This is a genomic window from Pseudoalteromonas sp. 2CM32C, assembly GCF_023161925.1.
GTDB classification, from domain to species: Bacteria; Pseudomonadota; Gammaproteobacteria; order Enterobacterales; family Alteromonadaceae; genus Pseudoalteromonas; species Pseudoalteromonas marina.
Window position 1 is genome coordinate 69,230 of the sequence record NZ_JALNTI010000002.1, and the last position, 25,585, is coordinate 94,814.

General features: G+C 39.9%; 20 protein-coding genes and 1 pseudogene. 10 read left to right on the top strand and 11 right to left on the bottom strand.

Annotated features, from left to right (window positions below):
• The first annotated feature begins 224 nt into the window (after positions 1–224).
• Positions 225–1,691 carry a carbon starvation CstA family protein gene (locus MTF67_RS04240; RefSeq protein ID WP_248518794.1) on the top strand — a complete coding sequence of 489 codons (1,467 nt, stop codon included), beginning with the start codon at positions 225–227 and terminating at the stop codon, positions 1,689–1,691.
• A gap of 67 nt (positions 1,692–1,758) precedes the next feature.
• Here the strand turns inward: MTF67_RS04240 and MTF67_RS04245 are convergent, their stop codons facing one another.
• Positions 1,759–2,286, bottom strand: coding sequence for a TetR/AcrR family transcriptional regulator (locus MTF67_RS04245; RefSeq protein WP_248518795.1), 528 nt, complete (start codon positions 2,284–2,286; stop codon positions 1,759–1,761).
• 203 nt (positions 2,287–2,489) lie between these two features.
• Here MTF67_RS04245 and MTF67_RS04250 point away from each other — a divergent pair, with 203 nt between their 5' ends.
• The 4 genes from MTF67_RS04250 to MTF67_RS04265 all read left to right on the top strand — a co-directional run bounded on the left by MTF67_RS04250 (position 2,490) and on the right by MTF67_RS04265 (position 4,942).
• A complete protein-coding gene (locus MTF67_RS04250) occupies positions 2,490–3,113 on the top strand; it encodes a glutathione S-transferase (protein ID WP_248518796.1) in 624 nt (207 codons plus the stop codon).
• Between the two features lie 77 nt (positions 3,114–3,190).
• Entirely contained in the window at positions 3,191–3,883 is a 693-nt protein-coding gene (locus MTF67_RS04255; RefSeq protein ID WP_248518797.1) for a cupin domain-containing protein, read from the top strand.
• 103 nt (positions 3,884–3,986) lie between these two features.
• Positions 3,987–4,367 (top strand): STAS/SEC14 domain-containing protein, encoded by a 381-nt coding sequence (locus tag MTF67_RS04260; protein WP_006792632.1) that lies wholly within the window; start codon positions 3,987–3,989, stop codon positions 4,365–4,367.
• Between the two features lie 170 nt (positions 4,368–4,537).
• Positions 4,538–4,942, top strand: coding sequence for a hypothetical protein (locus tag MTF67_RS04265; protein ID WP_006792633.1), 405 nt, complete (start codon positions 4,538–4,540; stop codon positions 4,940–4,942).
• Positions 4,943–5,037: 95 nt separating this feature from the next.
• Here the strand turns inward: MTF67_RS04265 and MTF67_RS04270 are convergent, their stop codons facing one another.
• The 3 genes from MTF67_RS04270 to MTF67_RS04280 form a co-directional block, all read right to left on the bottom strand.
• Positions 5,038–5,985 carry a carbohydrate kinase gene (locus tag MTF67_RS04270; protein ID WP_248518798.1) on the bottom strand — a complete coding sequence of 316 codons (948 nt, stop codon included), beginning with the start codon at positions 5,983–5,985 and terminating at the stop codon, positions 5,038–5,040.
• 127 nt (positions 5,986–6,112) lie between these two features.
• Entirely contained in the window at positions 6,113–8,509 is a 2,397-nt protein-coding gene (locus MTF67_RS04275; RefSeq protein WP_006792635.1) for a TonB-dependent receptor, read from the bottom strand.
• Positions 8,510–8,676: 167 nt separating this feature from the next.
• Positions 8,677–9,906: an MFS transporter gene (locus MTF67_RS04280; RefSeq protein WP_138739552.1), complete on the bottom strand. Its 1,230-nt coding sequence runs from the start codon at positions 9,904–9,906 to the stop codon at positions 8,677–8,679.
• A gap of 176 nt (positions 9,907–10,082) precedes the next feature.
• Here MTF67_RS04280 and gtfA point away from each other — a divergent pair, with 176 nt between their 5' ends.
• Entirely contained in the window at positions 10,083–11,552 is a 1,470-nt protein-coding gene (gtfA, locus tag MTF67_RS04285; RefSeq protein ID WP_248518799.1) for a sucrose phosphorylase, read from the top strand.
• 51 nt (positions 11,553–11,603) lie between these two features.
• Here the strand turns inward: gtfA and MTF67_RS04290 are convergent, their stop codons facing one another.
• A complete protein-coding gene (locus MTF67_RS04290) occupies positions 11,604–12,635 on the bottom strand; it encodes a LacI family DNA-binding transcriptional regulator (RefSeq protein WP_006792638.1) in 1,032 nt (343 codons plus the stop codon).
• Between the two features lie 393 nt (positions 12,636–13,028).
• On the opposite strand from MTF67_RS04290, the gene MTF67_RS04295 reads away from it, so the two are divergent.
• Positions 13,029–13,934, top strand: coding sequence for a tetratricopeptide repeat protein (locus MTF67_RS04295; protein ID WP_248518800.1), 906 nt, complete (start codon positions 13,029–13,031; stop codon positions 13,932–13,934).
• A gap of 195 nt (positions 13,935–14,129) precedes the next feature.
• Positions 14,130–14,546 (top strand): nuclear transport factor 2 family protein, encoded by a 417-nt coding sequence (locus tag MTF67_RS04300; protein WP_235420615.1) that lies wholly within the window; start codon positions 14,130–14,132, stop codon positions 14,544–14,546.
• Between the two features lie 54 nt (positions 14,547–14,600).
• Here MTF67_RS04300 and MTF67_RS04305 read toward each other — a convergent pair whose 3' ends face one another.
• On the bottom strand, positions 14,601–16,262 hold the full coding sequence (locus tag MTF67_RS04305) for an asparagine synthase-related protein (RefSeq protein ID WP_248518801.1): 1,662 nt from the start codon (positions 16,260–16,262) through the stop codon (positions 14,601–14,603).
• Between the two features lie 203 nt (positions 16,263–16,465).
• Here MTF67_RS04305 and MTF67_RS04310 point away from each other — a divergent pair, with 203 nt between their 5' ends.
• Both MTF67_RS04310 and MTF67_RS04315 read left to right on the top strand, forming a co-directional pair.
• Positions 16,466–16,765, top strand: coding sequence for a hypothetical protein (locus MTF67_RS04310; protein ID WP_248518802.1), 300 nt, complete (start codon positions 16,466–16,468; stop codon positions 16,763–16,765).
• A gap of 62 nt (positions 16,766–16,827) precedes the next feature.
• Positions 16,828–17,280 (top strand): annotated as a pseudogene (locus MTF67_RS04315) (peptidase); the annotation flags it as partial.
• A gap of 54 nt (positions 17,281–17,334) precedes the next feature.
• Here MTF67_RS04315 and MTF67_RS04320 read toward each other — a convergent pair.
• From MTF67_RS04320 to MTF67_RS04340, 5 genes are all read right to left on the bottom strand, one after another.
• On the bottom strand, positions 17,335–20,328 hold the full coding sequence (locus MTF67_RS04320; RefSeq protein WP_010556831.1) for a TonB-dependent receptor: 2,994 nt from the start codon (positions 20,326–20,328) through the stop codon (positions 17,335–17,337).
• A gap of 74 nt (positions 20,329–20,402) precedes the next feature.
• Complete coding sequence (locus tag MTF67_RS04325) at positions 20,403–23,063, bottom strand: glycoside hydrolase family 16 protein (protein WP_248518804.1); 2,661 nt, start codon at positions 23,061–23,063, stop codon at positions 20,403–20,405.
• 405 nt (positions 23,064–23,468) lie between these two features.
• Positions 23,469–24,260 carry a sterol desaturase family protein gene (locus MTF67_RS04330; RefSeq protein ID WP_248518805.1) on the bottom strand — a complete coding sequence of 264 codons (792 nt, stop codon included), beginning with the start codon at positions 24,258–24,260 and terminating at the stop codon, positions 23,469–23,471.
• Positions 24,253–24,897: a CDP-alcohol phosphatidyltransferase family protein gene (locus tag MTF67_RS04335; RefSeq protein WP_248518806.1), complete on the bottom strand. Its 645-nt coding sequence runs from the start codon at positions 24,895–24,897 to the stop codon at positions 24,253–24,255. Before MTF67_RS04335 ends, MTF67_RS04330 begins: the two co-directional genes overlap by 8 nt.
• A 31-nt stretch (positions 24,898–24,928) precedes the next feature.
• Complete coding sequence (locus MTF67_RS04340) at positions 24,929–25,567, bottom strand: ATP-binding cassette domain-containing protein (protein ID WP_248518807.1); 639 nt, start codon at positions 25,565–25,567, stop codon at positions 24,929–24,931.
• Between the last annotated feature and the right edge of the window lie 18 nt (positions 25,568–25,585).

Consider the following 25,585-nt stretch of genomic DNA (forward strand, 5'->3'; position numbering starts at 1 on the left):
CATTTTGAACGTTTAAACAGCGGTATTCGTCAGGTTTCTAAACGAGTTATCAAATTACTTTATAAATTGAACAAGTCATGAACGATTGCGACTAAGGTATTAGCTAAACGTCTAATTGTCTGTAAAAAATAGCTTTGATATTGTTCCAAAGTTATTAAGTCACCTTTATGCGAAGCGATACACACTGCGCTTCTAAATACACATACAAAAGAGAAACGTGCTTTATGATTATCTTTTTTATTTGCCTCACTATATTAATTTTGGGATATAAGTTTTATAGCCCATTTGTAGAAAAACAAGCAGGCATGGATTCAACGGTTGATACACCACAAAAACGCTTTAGTGAAGGTGTTGATTACGTGGCTATTCACCCTGTTCGTGCTTTTTTAATTCAATTTTTAAATATTGCGGGTGTGGGTCCAATTTTTGGCCCTATACTGGGCGCTTTATATGGTCCGGTTGCGCTCGTATGGATTGTGTTAGGAAATGTATTAGGTGGCGCTGTTCACGACTTTTTCTCAGGTGTAATGAGTATAAAAGAAGACGGTAAAAGCTTACCTGAAATAGCTGGTCACTATTACAATGTTGTATTTAAAGGCTTTATGCTTATTTTCACCGCAATGCTGTTATTTTTTGTTGGTGTAGTATTCATAATGAGCCCAGCGGGTTTACTTAGTAACTTAAATTTATTTGAAGGTACATTTTTAGCCAATAATACTTTTTGGGTATTGGCTATTTTGGCTTATTACTTTTTAGCGACGCTGTTACCAATTGATAAGATCATTACACGTTTTTACCCTATTTTTGGTTTGTTAATGATTGTTATGACAGTCGCTGTTGCCGTGTCGTTACTTATTAACGCGCCACATTTACCGGTTGCTGGCGACTTTTTGGCGTATTTTGAAGCCGATCACGCGCATGACTTTTTAGCACCAAACCCCGACGGGTTACCAACTTGGCCCCTATTATTCATAACCATTACCTGTGGTGCTATTAGTGGTTTTCATTCAACGCAAGCACCTATTATTGCTCGTTGCTTAACAAACGAAAAATATGTACGCCCGGTGTACTACGGTGCCATGATGTGTGAAGGCATTGTTGGTTGTGTTTGGGCATTGGCTGGTATTGCGGCTTTCCCTGAAGGTTATGCTGGTTTAAAAGCAATGCTTGATCAAGGTGGTCCAGGCTTAGTTGTAAACCATATTGCAAATAGTTACTTAGGTGTATTTGGCGGTATTATGGCAATTATTGCGGTTGCTGTTTTCCCTATTACCTCAGGCGACACCGCATTTCGTTCACTTCGCTTAACGGTAGTTGATGCCTTTAATATTCCGCAAAGTATACGTAATCGTCTGTTGTTGGCTTTACCTATTCTAACTATTGCTTACTTTATGACCAAGTTGGATTTTTCATTAATTTGGCGTTACTTTGCGTTTTCAAATATGTTGCTTTCTACCAGTGTACTATGGCTTGCTACTAAGTATTTGTTTGACCGCGGCACCTTTCATTGGATTGCGAGTATACCTGCGGTTATTGCAACGGCTGTGACCTTGTCGTATATCACAACAGCTGCAATTGGTTTTAACTTATCGAGCGATTTAGGTAAACCCATAGGTGTAGGGGTCGCAGTGGTTGGCCTGATCATACTTGCCATCGTGCATGCTAAGCATAAAGCGAGCCCAGCAGTTTAAATAATTTCCGTGTAAAACTAAAAAGCGAGCTATTTAAGCTCGCTTTTTTATGCGCTAAAACGTGTGGTTAATTACTGTCTCGCGTTGCTAAATCAAAGTAGCTGTGATCGTCGAGTGTTTTACTGATCATCATCGCACCCTCAAGCATACTTACCGTTTGAATAGCTGCTTTTTGTGGGTTTTGTTCACCGTTGACCGAATGCGCTGCGCTTAGCCAGGTTAAATTTTGAGTGAAAAAGCGCTTTACTTCTTCACGTACTTTTTCAGGTAAGCTGTCACTCTCGGCGCCAAGTAAACCGCATAAGCACATTTTTTTATCGGTCACCAATGCGCCTCTAAATAGCGACGTATAAAAGTCGATAGGGTTTTTACCTTGCGCTTTTAACTCAGCGGGCTCCCCTAATGAAAGCAAAAACGCATCAGTATATTGATGTGCAAGCTCTGCGCCTAAGTCGGCTTTAGTAGGGAAATGATAATGTACACTGGCGCTTTTTATACCTACTTCGTTAGCAAGTTCTCTAAAGCTAAAATTGCTGTATCCGCCTAGGCGTACTTTATTCTCTGCCGCTTTGAGTAGGGCCTCTTTTTTGCTCATACATCTTCATCCTATTGTTGACCATAAAATTATCGACCAGTAGGTAGTTATTTTCAAGCCTTAATATTTTATAAATAAAATATTAAGTTTCATGCGGTTAGCAAATACTCTGCTTATGTAGTTATTTTAGAGTTTGACTTAGTTTGGTATAAAGAATATAAATACCTATCAGTAGGTAGGTGAATTAAAAAAGGTCACACTCAATGAAAATTTATGATGTAAAAAACTTTCCAAACCCGCTTCGCATTCGTATTGCGCTAGCAGAAAAAAATGCGACAACTGAAGTTGAATTTATTGCGGTAGACTTGCTTAATGGTGAACACCGGACAGAGGCTTTTTTAGCTAAAAATCCATTGGCTGGTGTGCCAGTATTAGAGCTTGATGACGGAACATTTATATCAGAATGCACAGCAATTACTGAATATATTGATGCTGCTTTTACAGGTCCATCATTGATGGGCATTTCGGCAAAAGAGCGCGCAGTAATAAATATGATGCAAAAACGTGCTGAGTCTATGGTACTTGATGCTGTTGCAACATATTTTCATCATGCTACTGATGGGTTAGGCCCAGAGCTTGAAACATATCAAAATATTGCATGGGGCGAGAAGCAAGGTGAAAAGGCGCGTACTAACTTAAATTATTTTAACGATATACTCGCTAAATCAAGGTTTGTTGCGGGCGATAATTTTAGTATTGCCGATATAACTCTTTATTCTGGATTAGTGTTTGCTGGGTTTGCCAATATTGCGCTACCGAGTCATTTAACTCATTTGCTAGCGTGGCAAAAAGTAGTTGCAGCTCGACCAAGCGTCGCTGGCTTATAAGTAAAAGTGGGTTCAATAGGTCAATTAAACTCGGTATATTGAGTTTAATTGGCAAAACAAAAATTTAAGGGGCAAGCATGAAAATAGCAGCCGATTTTAGTCAGCGTATAGTGGTGAACAGTAATACATTACCTTGGGTAAAATCACCTATGGCAGGCGTTGATAGGCGACCTCTTGATCGCATCGGCGATGAGGTTGCGCGTGCAACGAGTATTGTTCGTTATGCACCAGGTAGTGAGTTTTCGCCACATGTTCATACCGGCGGGGAAGAGTTTGTTGTGTTAGAAGGTGTTTTTCAGGATGAACATGGCGATTTTCCTGCGGGCTCGTACATCAGAAACCCACCGCAATCACAACATAAGCCGGGTTCAAAAGAGGGGTGTATAATTTTTGTTAAGCTTTGGCAGTTTCAGCCACAGGATAGAACACATGTTCGGTTGCAAACTCACTTTATGGGCAGCGTTGAACACTCAACACAACAAGGGGTTTCGGTAACACCTTTATACAAAGATGAGTTTGAGGAAGTTAGCTTAATTCATTTAGCGCCTAATGCGCAGTTTGTTTTAGATGCTGAGTGCGGAGCTGAGTTGTTAGTAATTGAAGGCACCGTAACAGAAGGGCAAGATTTGCTTGAAAAAAGTAGCTGGTTGCGTACGCCTGTAAATTCTAATGTTTTAGCAAAAGCAGGCAAGCTGGGTGCTAAGTTATGGGTTAAAGAAGGGCATTTAAACGATGTAGATAACCAAATTGCACGAGTGCAGCAAGCTTAACTAACTTAAGCTCAGGTTAAATACGGTTTTGTTGATTTGCTTCATCATTGATTAATATAAAGTGCTTTATGCTCAAAACTTACTATAAGAATGAGCAAATGTAATGGCAAATTTAATTCCTAGTTTAACACTTGATATAGAAGGCGCTGGACGCGAAATTTTTATAACGTTAAAAGCAGTGGGTAATTTAAAGCACGCTGATTACAATGCAATTACCCCTAAAATTGAAGCCGCGCTTTTAAAGGTAAACAACCCGATTATTAATTTATTTATAGACGGCATTGAGTTAAAGGGCGTGGGTTTTAAATCGATATTAGACGATTTGAATTTAGGGATAAAGCATAATAAAGCGCTAAGTAAAGTAGCTATTTACGGTAATAAAACATGGCAAGCAACCGCTGCAAACATTGGGAATCGTATTATTTGTGGTGAAATGGCTTACTTTGAAAATGCCACTGCGGCAATTGATTGGCTTGAACACTAGTTTTAAATGGGCCTATTATTTTGGGTTTAGGCTAGTGTTATTAGACTAAAGTCTATAGGTTAGATTTCTTCACTTATTAGTTTTGTTTTTATCGTTTGTCGGTTTTATAGGGATCCTCTAAAGTTCAGTTGTCGGCAACAAGCACGACTTAACTTAACAGGATTATGACCATGAAAACACTTATCAAAACTATCGCTCTTGGCTCACTATTAACATGTTCAGCTGCTGCAATGGCTGATCAAAGTGATTACAAATTAATGGTTATTGAAGCGCAAACCGCGCCGCAGCCACTTGAGCAATCTTTTAATAGCTGTGCACTTAATGTTAAGTCAAAAAACTACGCTGAAGCAGAACAAATTTGTACTAAAGCAATTGCACTTTTACAAGATGCCGATGCCCCTAAATTTAAAGTTCGTCAGCTTACATCATTTGCATTAAGCAATCGCGGTGTAGCGCGCCTAAAAGCTAAAAATGAAACGGCCGGCCTTGCTGACCTATACGAAGCAAAACAACTATCTAACAACGATATGGTATCGCATAACTTAACGCGCGCTAAAGAAGAGCTTGCTTTATAGCACTCAGATTAACAATAGTTAAAAAAGCCCCTGTAGGTATTTATCTACAAGGGCTTTTTTAGATTAATTTTTAAAATGTTGCAGGGTGTGTTAGCTCAAAGTACGTCGTTTAAAACGGGCAATGCAGGAAAAGCACCCTTTGATAAACAGGCTTTTGAGCCACAGCGAAGGCCAAAACTTAATGCGTCTTTAATTACTTGTTTATTATTGAGTTTGTCGATTGGTAATAGCGTCTCGTTGTAATGATTTAAATGATATAACACACCTGCAATAAACGCGTCTCCGGCACTGGTTGTATCTATTGCATTAATAATCGGTGCAGCTTCACTTACGTTAAACGTTTTATGGTAAACAGTGGCAGGCTCGGGTCCATCGGTTAAGAAAATTAAACTAACGCCTAACTCTAATAGCGATTGTAAATATTCATCACCTGATTGACTGGTTTGTTCTGCTAAAAAATTTAACTCATCACGTGATAGTTTTATAATGTCGCAATGGGCGTAGCAGGCACGCACATTAGGTTCAATATCAAGAATATTATGCCAAAGGCTGTATCGTAAATTTACGTCAAAGCTAACAAGTTTATTATGAATTTTTGCTTGTTTTAAAGCGCTCAATGTTGTGTTTGCAATGGCAATACTGGTTAGCGTATTTGAGCAAAAGTGTAGAGTACTTATTTCATCCCACTGAATTTGCTGTAAATGTTCAGGAGCAAGGAGTAGGTCGGCGGTGTTATGGCGGTAAAAATTAAAGCTGCGTTCGCCAGTTTCATCTAAGCTGACAATAACCATCGCTGTTTGCGCATTTTCTATAGTGAATAAATACTCGGTGCCGACATTATATTGCTTTAACGCGTCAGTAAGTTGTTTTGCAAAGTAATCATCACCCATACCACCACAAAAAGCTGCGTTTCCGCCCAACTTTGCATAACCGACTGCTACGTTTGCAGGTGCGCCGCCAGGAATAGGTAAATACGCTGTGTTGTGTGAGTCTTGTGGCAACATATCAATAAGCAGCTCGCCAAGGCTTAGTAATTTGGTCATGTTATAAATCCTAAAAAACCTAGCAAGGCTAGGTTAAATGTAAGGGAGAGTAATAAAATTTAAGTTGAGTAGGGAATAAAGCGCTGAAATAAAACTGCATTTCAGCGCTCAACACACTCAGACTCGGTTAGTTAAACGCGTATTTAAGCGTTAGTGATGTTGTACGGCCATTAATTGTACGTGCGCGTATAATATCGTTTGCTGGTACAGAGCCTTCCTCTGCTTCTGTAATACCTACTGTATCAAATAGGTTATTTACATTCAGTGCCAGGCTAAGGTTTTCAGATAGGTCGTAGCTTACAAAGCCATTTACCTGTGTGTAACCATCGAATTTAAGGTCGTTATTATCTTGAGCGTAAGCGTCAGTTGTACCAATAAAGCTTAGACCTGCTGCCCCTTTTTCATAGCTGTAGCGAGCCATTAGTGAGTAAATTAAATCCGCTTGACGGCGTGGTGTGTTACCTACAACGTCAGGAGATAGCGCATCTTTAGCAATTTCAGCATCAGTCCACGTCAAGTTACCACGAAAATCCCACGCATCCATGAAGTACGTTGATTCAAGTTCAATACCTTTGGCTTCATATTCACGGTCGAAGAACTTTTGTGATGTTGCTTCAAAGTTTTGCTCTTCAGTTTCTGCGTAGAACGCTGTTGCAAATACCGATAGTGAGTCAAAACGTTTTTTAACACCAAACTCAAATTGATTTACTTCATCAACTGCATCTTCATCAGCTACTGAGCCATCTGAGCGTACTTTACCAAATAAAAGACGATCAGCGTTTGCACGTCCGCCTTTACTGATGCGCGCAAATGTTGCAAGGCTAGGGTCTATTTGGTAGTTGGCACCAATTGAGTAAGACGAGTAGCTCCAGTCGTAATTTACTGGGCTTGAGTTAGCATGATCAATACCGACAACATTCTGCTCGGGTACTGAAATAACACCATCACGGTTCATGTCTACAGTAGATGTTACTGCTCCTGCGTAGTTACCGCGTGCTTCACCGCTGTCGTAACGCGCACTTGCATCAATGCTTAAGTCACCAAGTTTAGTTGAGAAAGCAACATAGGGTGCACGTGTGTCGTATTCAGTGTCGTAGTCGCGCTGACAACAGTTACCCCAAAATGGCGTGCCGTATGCGTATAAACCATTTTCTGAAAACTCAGTGCCGTCGGCAGCCGTTACATTTAACAGTGCTGCGTTGTCACCTTTAAGCTCCATAACGTAAGAGTTCCACAACCACGACATCGCTATGTTTTGCGTTGATGCGTAGTAACCAAACGTAAGGCTTGTGTCATCGTCAAACGATTTTGTTAGTTTAAAGTCGTTAACAATAGAGTCAAAGTCATTCATTGTTACGTCAAACGTATGGATACGCATAGCTAAATCGCCATTGAATGCGTCACCTGTGTTTGCATTGCTCAGTGTTGCTCCTGCTCCACCAATGCTTGCTGCCATTGCTGATGCATCACCTACTTCAGCAGGGAAAACAGAATTAAAGTTTCCGCTAACTGATGACTTACGGAAACGGTTTTCAATACGCCAGTCGTTGTCTAGGTCGAATACAGCTTCAAAGCCAATAGAATCAACATTTGGGTTCATACCATCGCGAATGTCACCATTGCTAATTTGGTTTTGACCATTTAAGCGAACTGTTTTAGTGAACAGTGCTGAATGCGGTGTATCTGACTGAGAATCAAACCCTGGAACTGAATCACCATTTGAGTACATTGGCATTGGAAGGTAACCAACGCTTTTGTCGTCTAAGTGTTTGTAGTAAAGACGCACATAGCCGTTTTCGAAATCTTTAGTCAAATTAGCTTTTATTTGACCACCTTTATTTGAAGTGTAACCTGTTTCACGTGGGCCTTCACCTTGGCGTACAAAGCCACCTACATGAAAGCGAACGCTGTCGGTTAAATAAGTACCGTATTCAAAATCAGTACGTACACTGTCAAAATCTAGGCCTACAGTGGTTGCAACGCTGCCCGATTCGTTTTCGCCGTTTTTAGAGATAAAGTTGATGATACCGCCCGGTGCATTACTTGCTGCTGTAGACGCTGAACCACCACGAATTGACTCAACCGTTTGTACCGTGTTGTCAAGGCGCATAAAAATATCAGCATTACCAAAAGCGATGTCACCGTATTGCAGTACAGGTAAACCGTCTTCTTGTAACTGTAAAAATTTAGCGCCACCTGATGCAACCGGTAGACCACGAACTGCAATGTTTGCATTACCTTCACCGCCAGTAGATTCTGAACGGATACCCGGAATGATTCTAAATGCTTCAGCGGTAGAGCGAGGTGTTGAAACTTGAACTTGTTCAAGCGAAACACTGCTTACAGATACGCTTGAAGCCATAATTGTTGTACGGCGTGGAACACCGGTTACAACGATTGTTTCAAGTCCTTTGTTTTGTGATGCTTCTGGCTGAGTAGTTTCTGCTTCTTGAGCATTAATGCCTTGGCTTACTGCAAGTGCTAATGCACTGATTAAATATAAAGGAGTGTTGTGTGTTGTCATGTGAACGCCTCGTTATGTTGAACCTAAATGGTTATTTATTTTTACTTAATCGATTAAGTAAAAATAACAAAATTTTTACAAGATGCAAATTATTTTATTATTAATTTGCTCTTTTTTTACTCACCCATTGATTTGTAGGGTAATTTTTTTGTTAAATAATTATCAAATTAATTAGTAACTACGTTATTTTGCTCTAAAGCTGATGCTGATGGGTCACGAAAATAATTAAATAGCATAGCCAAAAATAAAATAACTGCAAAACCAGTTGCTAAGTAAAAACCGTAACGCACATGACCAAAGTAATCACTGATCATGCCCATTAAAAGTGGGGCTAATGCTGCTGACAATGCGGTAAAAAATAATATAACGCCGGCTACAGCACCATGTTGTTGAACAGGGAAACAGGAAATGCCCTTAGAGTTTAAAGTAGGGTAAACCATTGACATAAATAAACCTGAAAGTGGAAGCAATCCCACGGCCCAATCTACACCGCCAATTAATGTGCCTACATAACATAGTGCTATGCCAAGGCTTAGGTAGGTCATTACGCCTTGCCAGCTAAAGCGATTTAGTAACCATACCGCTATAAAACGACCCGCCGCGCGAAGTATAAAGAATATGGTTAATGCGTAGGTTGCAAGTAATGGCCATGAACCAGTGTAATCTTGTAATAGTGTTGGCATCCATACATAAATAGCCACTTCGGTTGCAACGTATAGTGCGATAGCCATTGAAAAGCCCAGTGCATAAGGGTTTTTAATCATTTTCATGGTGGTGGCAAGTGAAGCGGGTTTTTCGGTTGTTTTTACAACTGGCGGATAATCTGCGCGCCACGCCAGAAGCGCAAGGATCAAACACATAACACCAGCAATAATGTAAAGGTATGTCCAGCTAACATTTTGAACGAGTAAAACACCTACCAGTGCAGGACCAACAATAGCACCTATTCCAAAAAAGCCTTCTACCTTGTTCATTGTTTTGGTGTGTTCTTCGTTACTGTGTGAAATATCACCCAATAAAGCTAATGCACCTGTTTTAAATAAACCGATTGCCAAACCAATACAGCAAAGAAGTACCAAGAAAAAATTAAAACTAGAACTTACTGCAAATAAAAAACAACTCGCAGAAAAAATGAGTAACCCCAGCATAATGGTTTGCTTTCGTCCAAGGCTGTCGGCTAAAAAGCCTAAAAATAGTCCACTAAAAGCAATTAAAGCCATTGGCGCATAATGAAAGGCACTGGCTTGGGTCATACTTAAGCCAAAGTCTTTTATAAGCTCAGGGATGATCATGCCGACCGCATCAGAGGTCATGGCAAACATAAAAAACATCATGTATGTGAGCCAGCGTATTTGTCGCAACGGATCGCTGCTTACTTGTGTGTGTGGTTTTGTCATTTTATTTAATCCTCGTTAAATGCAGACTAATACGCGCTAAGTCAGTTAGTTACTTAGTGAAGTATTATTCATGCAACGATATTTGTATGTAAAATTTTTAAAAATTACTTGTAAATTCTCACTCTCTAGTTAAAGATATATCTTAATCGATTAAGATTCAACATGGTAATCACACAATGATGCAAAACAAAGTTCAATTGATCACATATGCTGATCGAATCACTGGCCAAGACATTAATGCACTCACTACACTTTTAAATGGATCTTTAAAAGGTGTATTTGGCGGTGTGCATTTGTTGCCATTTTATAACCCAATTGACGGCAGTGATGCTGGCTTTGACCCAATAGACCATAGTGAAGTAGATTCAAGAATAGGTTCTTGGGAAGACATTAAAGCGCTTGGTAACAACCATGATTTAATGGCCGACTTAATTGTTAACCATGTTTCGGCGCAATCTTTTCAGTTTCAGGATGTGCTTGCTAAAGGTAAAGCCTCTGAATTTTGGGATTTGTTTTTAACCAAAGAAGACGTATTTCCAAATGGCATGAGCGACGCAGAGCAAAAAGCAATTTATCGTCCTCGCCCTGGTAGTTGTTTTACACCAATGAAATGTGGTGATGGTGAAACGTATGATTTTTGGACTACATTTACCGATAATCAAATTGACATTAATGTAAAGGTAGAGGCTGGCGTTGCGTATTTAAATAATGTACTCACCAAGTTCTCTGCAAACAATGTAAATATTATTCGCTTAGATGCAGCGGGTTACGCTATTAAGCAAGCGGGTACTAACTGTTTTATGCTAGATGAAACGTTTGGTTACTTAGATAACTTATCTAAGCAAGCAAATGAATTAGGTATGGAAACAATTGCTGAAATACACAGCCATTATCAAACTCAGGTTGAAGTGGCTAAACGCGTTAACATGGTTTATGACTTTGCACTGCCGCCGCTTATTTTACATAGCTTGTTTAATAACGATGTTGATGCACTTTTGAAGTGGCTAAAAATATCACCACGTAACTGTTTAACTGTACTCGATACGCACGACGGCATAGGTATTATTGACGCTGGGCCAATGGGCGACAAACCAGGTTTATTAAACGCTGAGCAAATTGATAACCTTGTTGAAACAATGCATGCAAACAGTAATAACGAAAGCCGACAAGCAACTGGGGCTGCAGCCAGTAATGTTGATTTGTACCAAGTTAACTGTACTTATTACAACGCATTGGGGGCTAAAGATTTTGATTATTTATTGTCTCGCGCCATTCAGTTTTTTGCACCAGGTGTTCCACAAGTTTACTACGGTGGTTTATTTGCATGCGAAAACGACATGGAGCTTTTAACTAAAACAAATGTTGGCCGTGATATTAACCGCCCATATTTAAATGCAGATAAAATAAGCGAATCACTTGATAAGCCCGTTGTAAAAGGTTTAATTGAACTGATTAAAATCCGAAATGAACACCCAGCGTTTTCTGGGGAGTTTTCAGCGCAAGGTGAAGGCAGTATGTGTTGTTTAACATGGCAACTTGGTGAGCAATCTATTTCATTAAGTGTTGATTTTGAAGCAAGAACCGCCCTTATAACGCAAGTAAATGGTGATGAAGAAACATCGATAAGTTTAGATTCTTTATTGTAAGAATAGAGTTTTGCTTAACAAAAAGCCAAGCTAGTTAGCTTGGCTTTTTTATTAACTGCTGGCACCAATGTCGAGTTCGTAGCTGACTTCTTGTATTTTGTTTTCTTTAGAAATAAATAAGTTTGCAGCAATTACGCCTTTTTCTTCACTGTTTTGATGAATAGTACTTAACCTAGGCACGAACCGTGCTGCTTCATCAATCCCATCAAATCCAACAATACGTAGGTCTTTTCCAATTTTTATACCTTGCTTGATTGCCTCTCGCATTGTGGCGAGTGCAATTAAATCACTCATACAGATAATAACGTTAGGGCGAGGTGAAGCTGATAATACTTCTTTTGCAGCTATATTAGCAAAGCGCTCACTGCTTTCAGGTATGTTCCAAATACGATCGTCAGCAACACTGATATTTGCCTCAACTAATGCACGTTGATAGCCACGTAAACGCTGATGAGAAATTGACTCTCCGGTTTGAAACTCGTGATGTTCATAAACGCGGCATAATACGTTTTCATCGAGAAGTCTTAGCCCTAGAATGGCGACTTTATCGTTTATATTGTGCAAAACATGCTTGGCAATTTCGTAGCTAGCTTGTTCGTTATTAATGTTAACCGACGCATTGCGATTAATGTCAAAATCTACAGTGACGACGTGTTTTGGCGTAGTTTTAAGTTGTTCTACTAATGCGTGGTTACGAGGGCGACCGTAGCAAATAAAACCATCTACAAAATCAACAACACTATTGAGGTTATTGTTACTACCAGAGAACAATAAAACGTTAATATTGTTTTTTTCGAGTACAGAAGTCACGCCTCGCATAAAGCTGCTGGCAACTGGGTCTGATACCATATATTCAACGCTGTCGGGTAACACCAAGGCGACAATGTTAAATGTACCGTTTCTTAATGATTGCGCTGCTTTATTTGGGCCAAAGTAACCAAGCTCTTTGCAGGCTTTGAGTATCGCTTCTCGGCGTTTTTCTGAGAGCTGATCTGGTCGATTAAATGCATTAGATACCGTTGCATTAGACACACCTAACTCTTTGGCAATACTTTTTAGGGTCCATCGAATTTGTTTACTCATTAACTACTCTTTGCCGTAAAACTACATTACACAAATTAACATATTGAGCTGTTTAACATAATAAAAAATTTGGGTTTTATCGTTAATTTATTTAGTTATGAGGCTGCTGCATTTAAATTGTAAGCGATTAGTAACGCAATTAATTTATGCCTATGCAAAAAAGGTGTTTTTATAATATTTGCGGCGCCAGTACATGAACGGGTTAAATTATTTTTACCCGATAATAATGTTAAAAAAGTTACTAATTTATAACTATGTGATGAAATTTGGTTATATATTATGGTTTTAGGTTATAAATAACTTCAGTATGCTCTTGTAATAATAAGCTTGATTTTTAAACAAACTGTTGTAATCTAAATCAGGTACACCAAAATCATTACCATGGAGAGAACAATGAGAATAGCTAAAATTTTACCTTTAATTATAGCGTCGGCCTTATCAGCTAATTTGGCTTATGCAAATACAGACCAGGATACAGACGCACTTCCTTTGTGTGAAACTGCTGAATGTACATCGGATTTCAAAAAGCTCAGAAATTTTGCCATTAACGGTAGTAGCGAAGCTGCTAGTTTACTTGCCATTGCTTATGCAAACGGTGAAGGCGTAAGCCAAGACGACGCATATGCCAGAAAGTTTATGTTAAGAGCTATTAAGTGGAAAGACCCTTTTGCTATCCATCAGGCTTCGCGTTGGTATAGAACAGGGCACATTTTTGATAAAGATGTAGCAAGAGCTGATGAGTTATTAAACCGAGTTGTTGATAGAGGTTTTCCGCCAGCTTTGGTTGATAGGGCGAAACAGTTGTTTGCTGAAAATAATAAAAATTCAGACAAATTAGCATTCGATCTGCTAATTAAGGCAAAAGAGTCAACTTATTTGCCAGCTTATGAGCTGTTAGCTGTTTTTTATGAACATGGTATAGGTACTGAAGCTAGTTTGTATCAGTCAGCTAAAATGCATAAAACGCTGGCTATTCGTGGTCATGAAGGTGCGCAAGAAAAATTAGATAAATTAGTTGCAATAATTGAACAGCAAAATATAAACATTGACGGTTTAAAGGTAAGTCAAGACATTGAGCGTTTAGATCCTGTTTTATTGGACGTCCATTCAGAAATTAAAGATTTGATTGCCAAACTAAAGACTACGGATTATGACGGTAGAAGCACTGTTTCTAGAATACAAGGTCAGGCATGTTCAGATGCGGGCAATGGTTGTTATATACAATTTAATAGAAACTCTCCAGGTATGATACCTAATGTTGTTACAGGGACAATTAAAGGTCGCTTCTTAGGTCAATAGGCCTTGACCGTTTGAAAAAGGAGAGCGTATGCTCTCCTTTTTTGTTTGTATTTAAATAATTATACATAATTTTATTTTGCAAGCTGCTTTAGGTTATATTTGCTTATTGCTAGTATTGTATTTTTTAAGTTTTCGTAGTCATTTTCACAACTAACTTTTTTACTACCTAGTTTATTTTCAAGGATGTTTATTGTTATGAAAGTTGTCTCAATGCTAATGTTATTTAGCCTCTTTTATGCGAGTGATGCGTTAGCGTGCTCGGCAAGTACCGATCCTGAACAAGTAGTGCAAGCGCAACTAGAGGCTTATAACGCACGAAATATAGCGCTATTTGCAAGCTGTCACTCGGCAGATATAAAAATTAAAAATAGCCAAGAAGGCGCTCCTGACATTATTGGGCAAGAAAGCTTAATCAAAGCGTATCAGTTTTTAAAAACAGCGCCAAAATCATTTAAAGTGATTCTTGAAAATCGAATTGTGAATGGGCCTGTGGTTGTTGATTATGAGCGGTTAACTGGGCTTGGTGAGGGGCGAGATGATATGTTCGCCGTTGCGGTGTATGAAGTGCGTAATGGCAAAATTGTTAGCGTATGGTTCCCACCAACTAAATAACAACAGCTTGTTTGAAACACCTTGAGTAGAGGCCTACAGCAAGGTGTTTTAATGTTACCACTTAAGCATATTTTCAATAACCTTTAGCTTATCGTTATAGCTTCTAATGCCACAAGCATGCAGTAAGGCAACCGCACTAAACGAGGCTAGGTTAACTAATTGCTTATGTTGGCTTGTCATTAACTGACTGAAAATTTGGTACACCTTAGTGGGTTTAAACTGCTTGGGGCGTTTAATTTGCCACTGATCAATACCTTCTTTTGGTAATAAACATGGAACATGGCCAGGGTATGCTTGCCAAGGCGAATCTAGGGCTTCGGGGAATGCATAGCGTAAAAAATCATGATAAAAGCGATGCTTTCTTACTTGTGACGTCGGCTGCGACAAAACATGTCGAAGTACTTTCCAGGAATAAAAGGGCAGGCAAAAATCCATTTGATACTCGTCCACTTTATCGAATGGAATGGCTAAATGGTGATGCTGATCGTTAAGTAATAAAAACAGATAGTAAGCTTTTTCAAGAGGAATATCTCCAAACTCTTTTAATGACGTTACGATATTAGCTTTTAGTCTGGCTTGCATTTTATCAGCGTTATGGATTATTGATTTGGGGATATAAGCAAATTGTTGCGATAAATAAGCGTCAGCAAGGCGCTCAGGTTCTTGTGTTAATGCCGCTTCGTAAACTTCATCTGAGTAGTAAATAACACCCAGCCCAACACTGCCTCCATTGCCAGACCATGCTAAACGAGGACGTGTTACTTTAGGGTGGTCTGGATGTTTGCCGTTTAACCAATGCTCGCCTAGTCTGTCTTCAATTGTTTTTGCCTGCGTATCGTTAACACGAATAACATCAAGCTCAATTTTTTGACTTTTTGCGAACGCCGTTGCGCAGTATAAGTCTTGTGTTTGATGCTGTGAAAAATTAAGCGCGGTGATGTTTATATTTTGCCTTTTAAGTAAGCACGCAATCAACCTTGAGTCTAATCCACCCGATAGCGTAGTAAGCACGTGATTATCGTTATCAATATATTTGTTCACATTGTTAGATAGGTCTTGCTTTAAGCTATGCAGTGTTTTTTGATAATTATCATTATTTTTAGTAAGGCTGCACCAGTCAAAATACTGTGTTTTAGTAACTCCCTTAGATGATGCTTCTAGGCGAGTTCCTGGGCGAATACACGAAATTTCGTTGTAATGGGTATGCTCAAATAGGTAATAGCCAAGTGTTGCATATTCCATCATTCCTTCGTGATTACAGGTAAGTGGTAAGCCTAAGTTTTTGAGTAAGCTATATTGGGTACTAAAAATAAAAGCACCTTCATAGTACATATAGTAAAAAGGGCGAACCCCAAGGGAATCGGTAACTAAGTTTAATACATTCGTAACCTTGTTATACCGTGCCATACAAAAAACACCTTCACATTCTGTAAGCATTGCATTGGTATAATGTGAGTTTAGGGTGTTTAAATCATTATTTCGGTTCGCGCTTAAAAGTGGGTGACCAACCAGTGTTGCAATATGCGAATCTGTTTGCAAAAAAGCATGTGGGCCAAAGGTTTCATAATCTAAACTAGCTAAGTAAAGAGCCTGTTCATGTACTTCGTTTATTGTGCCACTGTTTAATTTAGCATCTTCAGCTTTAAATTTATTAATAATAAAATCATGATGTTGAGTTAGCCCAGATGCACAATAAATTCCAAAAAATTTCGCCATAACCCGTACCTGTAAGTCGTTTTGTTATTAATTAGGTATCAAGGTTTGTACCAAGATTAATTAATACTTTGCTAGAGATTCGCAGTACTAATTGAATTTTACTTTTTAGGTACAAATTAATTGCCTTAAAACACAAAACTATATAACTTATTAAGGTGCATACATCCTATAAAAGTAAATTTATTAATTAGCTGGAAAGCCGAATGAACAATAAAATACTCAAATCATCTACTGCTACGTACCAAAGCGGTGTGGCAAAAGCCGATGGCAAATTTTATGTAACGCAAGATGAGGTAAGTTTTGAGCCATACAATGAACGTGCTGGTTTAGGGCCTTATACTTTAACACGCAGCGCAATCATAAAAATTGAAAAATCGGTAGGTACAGGTGCTGGCATTTTACCACTAACAAGCGATGCAATAACAATCACATTAGAAAATGAAGATACTTATGATTTTATTATAGCAAACCCTGATGAATGGATTCGTTTACTCAAGCATTAAATGATTAGGGTCTGTTGACCTTTAGGTTAAATTTGCAGCAGTCTGTTTGGTATCATGCAATGTCTCTATTGGACATAATAAAAGAGCAACCCGAAATATTTAAAGCTGTAGCTGCGGGCATGGCTTTATCACTTAAAAGTGTTGATTCATTTTATTTAGAACGAGAGACTATTACGCTAAATAACATACCACAAAAGCCTTTAACTAGTGACTTTAAAACCAAGGTGTTTGTTATTGTTCCGCCGCAGTGCGCCAGTGCTTGTTTAGATGCGCTTGATAAGTTTAAGCTTTTTGAAAATACCACTTTGTTTGGTGCACCCAGTAGCGCAGACTCGCTGTATATGGAGGTACGTTTAGCCGATTTACCTTCAGGCTTAGGTAAAGTTGTAGTGCCGAATAAAGTATATGTAAATAGAGCGCGAGGGGCAGGTGATTTTTACAAGCCAGATATTGCGTATAACGGCGTTGATTGGACAACGAATATACTATTAGAGCAGATTAAGCGCATCCCATAGCTCAAAAATAAAAAACCGCTCTTAGAGCGGTTTTTATTTGGTATTTATTTAAGTTTAGTTACCCATTGAGTATCTAAAACCAAATGCATAACGCGGTCCGTATTGTGCAGCGCTTAAGAACTGGCTTTCAAAACGACTGAACGAACGCTCTGTCTCGTTTGTTAAATTAACGCCTTCAAAGAATACGGTAGTGCTTTCATTCACTTCGTAGTTAACGCTAATGTCCCACTGTAAATATTCTTCAGCATATTGTGGAGGAGCCGTAGCACCCGAATCCGGTAGGCCTTGCGCAATTAGGTATTCATCACGCCATGCACCAGTAATTTTAACTGATAAGCCATCTTTTTCGTAAAAACCTTGTAGATTGGCAGAATCACTCAGACCAGCTAATACAGCTTGAGATGCAAGGTAATAGTTGTCGTACTCTACATCACCGTCAACAATAGTGGCATTAAAACCAGCGCCAAAACCTGACTCGCCGAATAAGTGCTGTATCGCAAACTCAACACCATTTACTTTACGAGATCCTACGTTTTCTGGTGAGTTGATTGTCCACTCTATTAATGGATCAGTTGCTGAGTCAGGAAGTACACGGTTGTTTTCGCCAATTCCTACGCCATTTGCCACAATCTCATTATAGATAGCAGAGTCAGTTGCCTGCTCGCCACGTCCTTCAATTGCGGTTACTGCATTATTCCAGCGTTGACCTAAATAAACATCATGCAGGCCTTCAAACGTGGTCGTTACTTGTGTGTTATCAATCCAATTATCTACATCTTTCCAGAACATACCCACTGCAGCGTAGCTACCTTCATTGTAGTAATATTCAAGGCTAAGATCGAAGTTTGTTGATTTAAACGGTTGTAAATTTGGGTTACCACGGCTACCGCTTCTTGAATTTAACTTAGGTGACGGTGTTAAGCTTAAGTTGCCAAGCATGTCGCCAAGGGTAGGGCGTGTTATTGTTTGGCCCCAAGATACACGTGACACTAAGTTATCAGAAAGGTCGACTTTTACATCTATCATAGGTAGAAGAAGATCGTAATTACCTTTGTAATCAACCTCAACTAATTCGCCGCCACTGGCAAATTCAGTTAGCCACTCAGAACCGCCTGCCCAATATACTTGCTGAGCAACACGGCTTTTAGCTGGGCTTACAATGTCAGTTTCTTCGTAGCGAAGGCCTAAATTTACAAAAACATCGTAGTCGCTAACGTTAAATACCCAATTTGTAGACAGGTAAACACTGATTGTTTCTTCTTCTACTTTGTTAGTTGGGAAGCCATCAAAGGTGCCTATTTGGTAAACATCACTGCCTATTACGTCTTCAGTTAAAAAAGCGCTTTGGCGAGCAAATGCTTCATCAAGATCATAAGTGTAAGCATAGCCTGGCGCTACACCGTTAGGACCAAATGAAAACTCGTCAAGAAAGCCACTTAAATCAACTCGCTCGAACATACTATCTGGGAATATCTCAGCAAATGTACCGTTATTAAAGCCCGGTGCATTGGCATTATTAGAGCCACCCCAGCCACTAAGTGTTTGCTTAGTGTATGCAGCACCAAACTTTACTGTTTCTAAACCAATGTCAGTGTAAGTAAATAGTTTACCGTCTAGTTGTACTTGAGATACTTCTGATTCACCGGGTGTTCTTGTAAATATACTAAAGTTAGAGCCAATTTGGTTTGGATCAACTTCTTGCGTACCGTTATTCCAATTTACATTAAAACCAGGTACGTCACCTTCACGGAAAGAGTACTCTTTAGTTGAAATGTCTGCCGAGCCTAAAATGATTCGTGCGTTAGCGCCTAAGCCAGGATCTTTACCATTATCGGTCGTTGTTTTAGATGTGTGAGCATCAAAGTTAAAGCTCAGGTTTTCGGTTGCTAACCACTCAACGTTAATACCTGTTGCTTTTGAATCTACTTCTGATGTTTCACGAAATGCAGTAAAGGATGCATCGTCACCTGCAGAGTTGTAATAAACAGCTGTACCATTTTCATCAAGTTCATAAGCATTGGCATTACCACCAAACGATCCGTTCCAAATACCCCAAGACAATGAGTTATTCCCGGTCGTTGCTTGTGAAATTGTATGATCAAGCGTAAAAGTTAGGTTATCTGTTGGTGCAAACTGAAATGTTGCTTGCGCATTTAAGCGCTCACGTTGAATGTCATCTTTTGCAAAACTAACTTCTTGCGGAAAGAAAGCGGCTGAAACAAATTCACCATTTTCCCCAGCGTTTGGGTCAAAGAATTGTTTAGCCGGGTTACCTTCAGCATCCATTGGGCGGTTATCAACAATATTAGCTGCATCAACCGAGAGATTTGGATTAACTAACCAAGAGCGAACATTTGCTGCTTGTCGTTGAAAATCACGACGATGATATGAAAAGTTAGCCGACACACCAAAACGCTCGTCATCAAAGGTATTACTGTAGATACCTGCAATTTCAGGTGTTACTTTATCGCCTTCTTCTACAGATGTATCGTGAATACCTTTAGCCATAAAAGAAAAGCGCTCACCAGGCTTTTGTAATGGTTTTGCGGTAACAATATTTACAGTTGCACCCAATCCACCGGTTGGTGAATCAGCGCGTGCAGTTTTCATTACTTCAAGTGAACTTACACCCTCTGATGATAAGTTTTCAAAGTTAAATGAGCGTGTAAAACCTGTTCCCGCCATTTGGCGACCATTAAGTGTTACCAAGTTAAACGATGGACCAAAACCACGAACAGTAATTTGGCTACCTTCACCGTTTGATCGGCTGACAGATACGCCAGTAATTCGTTGTAATGATTCTGCTAAGTTTGTATCTGGGAACTTACCCATTTCTTCAGCTGAGATGGCGTCAACTACACCAGAAGCATCTCGTTTTACATCCATTGAACGGATTAATGATCCGCGAATACCTTTTACTTCAATGATTTCTAGTTCAGGTTCAGCAGTATTTTCTTCTGCTGCATAGGCTAAATTAAATGTACTTGCAGCGATGATAAGTGACACAGAAGCTGCTAACTGGCTCTTTTTAAAAGTGAATGTGTTCATAATTGCTCTGCTTTTCTAAATTTATTACAGTTAGTGGGTGCCTATTTAAAGGCACCTACCATTCAATGGTTGTTCTACGGGTTTGCGATAATTACGTTATCGATACGATAAACCGCGCCTTCACCCGTACTCCATGCTGGGAAAACCATTAACACGTTGATATCACTGATGTCTAAACCGGCGTCAAAAAGTGATTGCAATGTAAATGTGTACGTTTGCCATTGACCAATAACCGGTACTTGACCTTCAACACTTTCTGCAAGAGGAAGCTCCACTGCAGACGCAGCGCCAGTTGATTCAATTTTAAATAACCATTGAGCGTCTGTTGCGTTAGGTGGAGTCACCATTTTCATTTCAAATTGTACAACCCCATTTGCAAGGATAGACGAGGCATCAAAAGAAACACCTTCATCGGCTAAAAAGCCCATAACAGTTGGCGCTGAGCCAATTACAAATTCAGCAACGGTACCGTGATCGCTATCGTCTGTTTCTTCAGTAGGTGTTGAACCACCACAACAATCCCATATGCTCCATTGCTCAGCAGCAGTATCTTGGAATATTGTAATTTCACTTCCTGCAGTAGATGCTGCACTTGGGTCATAAATTTTTGCGTTATCTACACGGTAAACTGCGCCTTCACCCGTTCCCCATGCTGGGAAAATCATGACAACATCTATCGCGCTAACATCTAAACCTGCACCTGCTAGGTCGGCTAAGGTGTAAGTGTAAGTTTTCCATTCACCTGCAACTGGCGCGTCACCTGCGTCTGTTAACGGAAGTTCTACCGCTGAGTCACCCTCATTAGATTCAATTTTCATTAACCAAGTTGAGTCAGGGTTATTAGGGTTTGACATTACTTTTAGTTCAAACTGCAGAACGCCATTTTCTAAAATACTAGTCGCATCGAATGGTGTGCCGCTTCCGCCTGCAGAAGTGCGTGTGTTAAAGCCCATTACTGTAGGTGCTTCACCAATGCTAAACTCTGCAGTTAAACCGTGCTCTTCGTCGTCTAATGCTTCAACTGGTGTTGAACCACCACAGCAATCCCACATAGGCCAATCTAAACTTTGTCCGTTGTCGAATAAAACAACTTCAGGAGAAGCACCTAAGTCACCTTCAATTGCTACATTGGTAATGAGGTACTCAGCACCTTCACCTGTTTGCCATGCAGGGAATACCATAAGCACATCAATTGCGCTTAAATCTAGGCCTTTTTCTTGAAGTAGTGTTAATGGAAAGGTATATGTTTGCCATTGACCAGTTACAGGTGTTACACCTTCATTGCTTTCACTTAATGGTACGTCGCCTGTATTTGGGCCACCGTCACCTGCCTCTGCTTTAAGTATCCATGTAGTATCAGACGTTGGAGGCGTTACTACTTTCATGTCAAACGTTAAACGGCCGTTTACGTCAAGTAATGGAGATGCATCAAATGGAGACGATGTTCCTGTAAAGTCGTCTGGAAAGTGACCGCCGCGAGTAGAGAAGCCAAGCACGGTTCCGTTGTTATCGTTTATATTAAATTTAACTGCGTCACCTTTGTCTGCATCAGTAATAACCTCTGGTACAGTGCCGCCACAACAATCCCATGCAATCCAGTTAGCGTCTAGGCTACCGTTAAATACATCAAGGTTTCGGGCTACGCCGTCGCTAGGTGGGGTAGGTACAGGTGCTGCACCTTCTATAAGTGCGTCGTCTAGGCTGTCGTAGCCTGGGCGAACTGTTTCACAACCTTTGCCTGTGCTTGGGTCTGATGCACATTCGTATACTCGAACGTAATCAATTTCAAAGCTTTGGCCTTGTGCAAATGCGTCTGCATCAATACCTAGGTTGTTAACGTTTTCAGGCCAATCGCCACCCACTGCATGGTTTAATATAAGGTAGAAATCTTTATCGAAAGGGGCGTTATCCCAATGTGTTGTAAGTTCGCCGCTTCCTTGTTCAAAGTATTCCGCAAACCAGCCTTTGTGTTTAAGGCCAACAGCTTCGTCTTTTGAATTGAAACGAACTTCAGAACGACGTTGTGTAGCGTAAAGGTAATCATCTACATACCAGCGGATTTCACCTTCTTGCCACTCTACAGCGTAAGTATGAAAATCATCAGCTGGGTTCATATCTTCAGGTAACAAATAAGCTTTACCTGAGCTAGAGTTATTTGGCCACTCACGACCGTAATGAAGAGTACCGTGCACGTAAGATTCAATAGTGCCATCTTCAGCGGCTACTTTTAGATTTACAGCTTCTAAAATATCAATTTCACCAGAACGTGGCCAAGTGCCGTATTCTTCATCGGTTGGTAGCATCCAAAACGCAGGCCAACTGCCTTGCCCCGAAGGTAGCTTTGCTCGTACTTCAAAACGGCCATAAGTAAAGTCAGCATTGTAACGGGTATTTAAACGCGCAGACGTGTATGGCTTTTCAGCGCCATCTTCTGCGGGTAGGGCAACAATGTTAAGCACACCGTCGGCAATAAAAGCATTTTGTTCGCTGTCGGTGTAACATTGTTTTTCGTTATTACCACCGCCGTCGCAATTTAGTTCAAAGTTCCATTTGTTAGTATCAATAGCAGAGCCGTCAAATTCGTCGCTCCATACCATTTGCCAATCTGAAACTGGCTCAGAAGCGTCAATATTTTCAAAATTAGATGTTGTGGCTGAGTCGCCACCACAGCCTGCTAAAGATGCTAATGAAATAGCAGCCAGTAAGCGAGCAATGTGTGTTTTTTCAATGTTCATAGCTGAACCCCGGTTTCACAGATTGTTGTCAGAATGTGTGTTTATACTTATTTAAAAGAACTCTATTTATTCATTGTAAGCGCTTACATTTTGTATGTGTTTTTGTAAGCGCTTACAAATAATATTGTGCAGCAAGTAAATGGTCAACATATTTGTTTATTTTATTTACATTTAGTTTACGGTAAGACCAGTTTACCAATTTGGCATTTTTGTAAAATAGTATTTAAAATTAAGGGGTTAAAATTTACGGGTCGGTTTTTTAGTTAGCTAATATGCAACATTTTTAAAGCGCAATAAGCTGAGTTAGCGAGTCGCTAGTAGGGTATTTAGTAGGTACATTTGTAAGATTATAACGCGTTATTTTACCAACTTACGACGTGTGAGCTGGTAACGTATAGCCATAGGCTACTTATTTTTAAAAGGCATTATTAGTAAACCCCAAAGTGAGGCATTTTGTTTTTGGCTTGGGTATTCTTTTAAGCCTATATCTATGTCGTTATCGGCTTTTTGCGCTTCATTTTTGTAACTGCCAAACAGTTTGTCCCACCATATAACGCTAAATCCGTAGTTTGAATTGGTTTCGCTCACGCGTTGACTATGGTGAATACGATGCAGTATTTGAGTCATTAAAATTAATCGAAGGGGCTTTTCGATTGCTTGTGGCAAACGTATATTTGCATGGTTAAACAGCGCTAAACCGTTAAGTGCAATTTCAAATATTAATACTGCAATAGCGGGTACACCTAAAGCGGTAACGGCAATGAGCTTTATAAGAATGCTAAGTACAATTTCGATAGGGTGAAAACGCAAACCCGTGCTGGTATCTACATGGGCATCGGCGTGGTGTACACGGTGCAAACGCCACAAAATAGGCACCTGATGAAAAAGCCGGTGCTGCCAATAGATAAGTATATCAAGCAGTAACATGCTTAAAATAATAGCAACAATACTTGATGTGGCTATTTGATTAAATAAACCAATACCGTGCTCTTGGTTATAAAGCGCTACGGCGGTTAAGCCTATGGGCACACTTAAGCGGGCAATTAGTGATGAAGCAAACACGAGTCCAAAATTAGCAAACCATCGGGTGTTACTTTTTATAGGCGATTTACGTGCGGGCATTCGTGATTCTAGCAGCATCATAATAACCAAAATGCTAAAAAAGAACCCTAAACGCCACCAAATTTCATTACTCATTGGCTTGTGAAACCTCATCAGCTTCTTGGAGTTTAAGCGTGTTATATCCACCATGTATACGTGTAAAAATAGTAATAGCGCACGCAGTGGCAAAAATACTCGCCATTATGGCAAAGTGCTGCGGCCAAATACAAAAGGCGATAAACAGTGCTATGGTTTCTGTGCCTTCGGTTAAACCATTTAAATAGTAAAAGCTTTTGTATTTAAACTGGGGTTTTTCGAGCTTAAATTTTTCGGCGGCTATGGCAAAGGCTAAAAAACTTGAACCTGTGCCTATAAAGGTGGCCAGTAATACGGCTCCGGCAATGGCGTTTTGCTCGGGATTTGCCAAAATAAAGCCAAGTGGAATTGCCGCGTAAAATAAAAAGTCGAGGGTAATATCTAAAAAACCGCCCGCGCTTGAACTTAAATTTGCATGGCGTGCTAATGCGCCATCTAGTCCATCTAAAATACGATTTAAAGCAATAGCCGTTAACGCTGCGTACCACATTTCAAACGCAATTAATGGCACAGCTAATAGCCCTATTAAAAAGCCTGCCACAGTAAGTTGGTCGGGCGTTATACCGCGCTTGTGCATTAACGCTACAACGGGTGTTAATAGTGGCTTTATAACTGGGGTGATGTATTTGTCTAACATGCTCGTTGCCTTGTGCTTTTTGTGCGTGTATTTATTTGGCTAAATTTAAGGTGATCAGTTTGCCGTTTGCGGCCTCTGCATCGCTATGATCGTGGGTTACCATAATAGTGGGCAATTTATGCTCGCGTATTTGGCTAAATACCAGCTCTCGGGTATCTACTCTTAATTGGGTATCGAGCTTGCTAAAAGGCTCATCAAGCAAAATAGCTTTTGGCTCGCTTAATAGCATACGCAGTAAAGCAACGCGTGCTTGTTGCCCACCAGAGAGGTTGTCGGGATGGCGATTAGCCATGCCTTTTAATCCTACTTGTTCAAGCGCGTGCTCTATTTTTTCAAAGCGCTGTTTTTTATTGCCTTTAGGCATAGCAAAAGCAATGTTACCGCTTACCGATAAATGCGAAAATAATAACGCATCTTGATAAAGCACACCTATGTGGCGTAAATGAGCAGGCAAGTTATTAATATTTTCACCGTTAAGCCACACTTCGCCATTTGCGCTAAAGCCGTTGGGTAATGTACCGGTAAGCCAATTTAATAAACTTGATTTACCACTGCCTGATGGCCCCATAATAGTGAGTATTTCGCCGCCTTTTACCTGCTCGTTTAAGCTTAGTAATTGCTCGTGTTGACGATAAAGCTCACAATTTTTAATCTCTAAAGATGACTGCATTAAAAACCTTTTAATTTA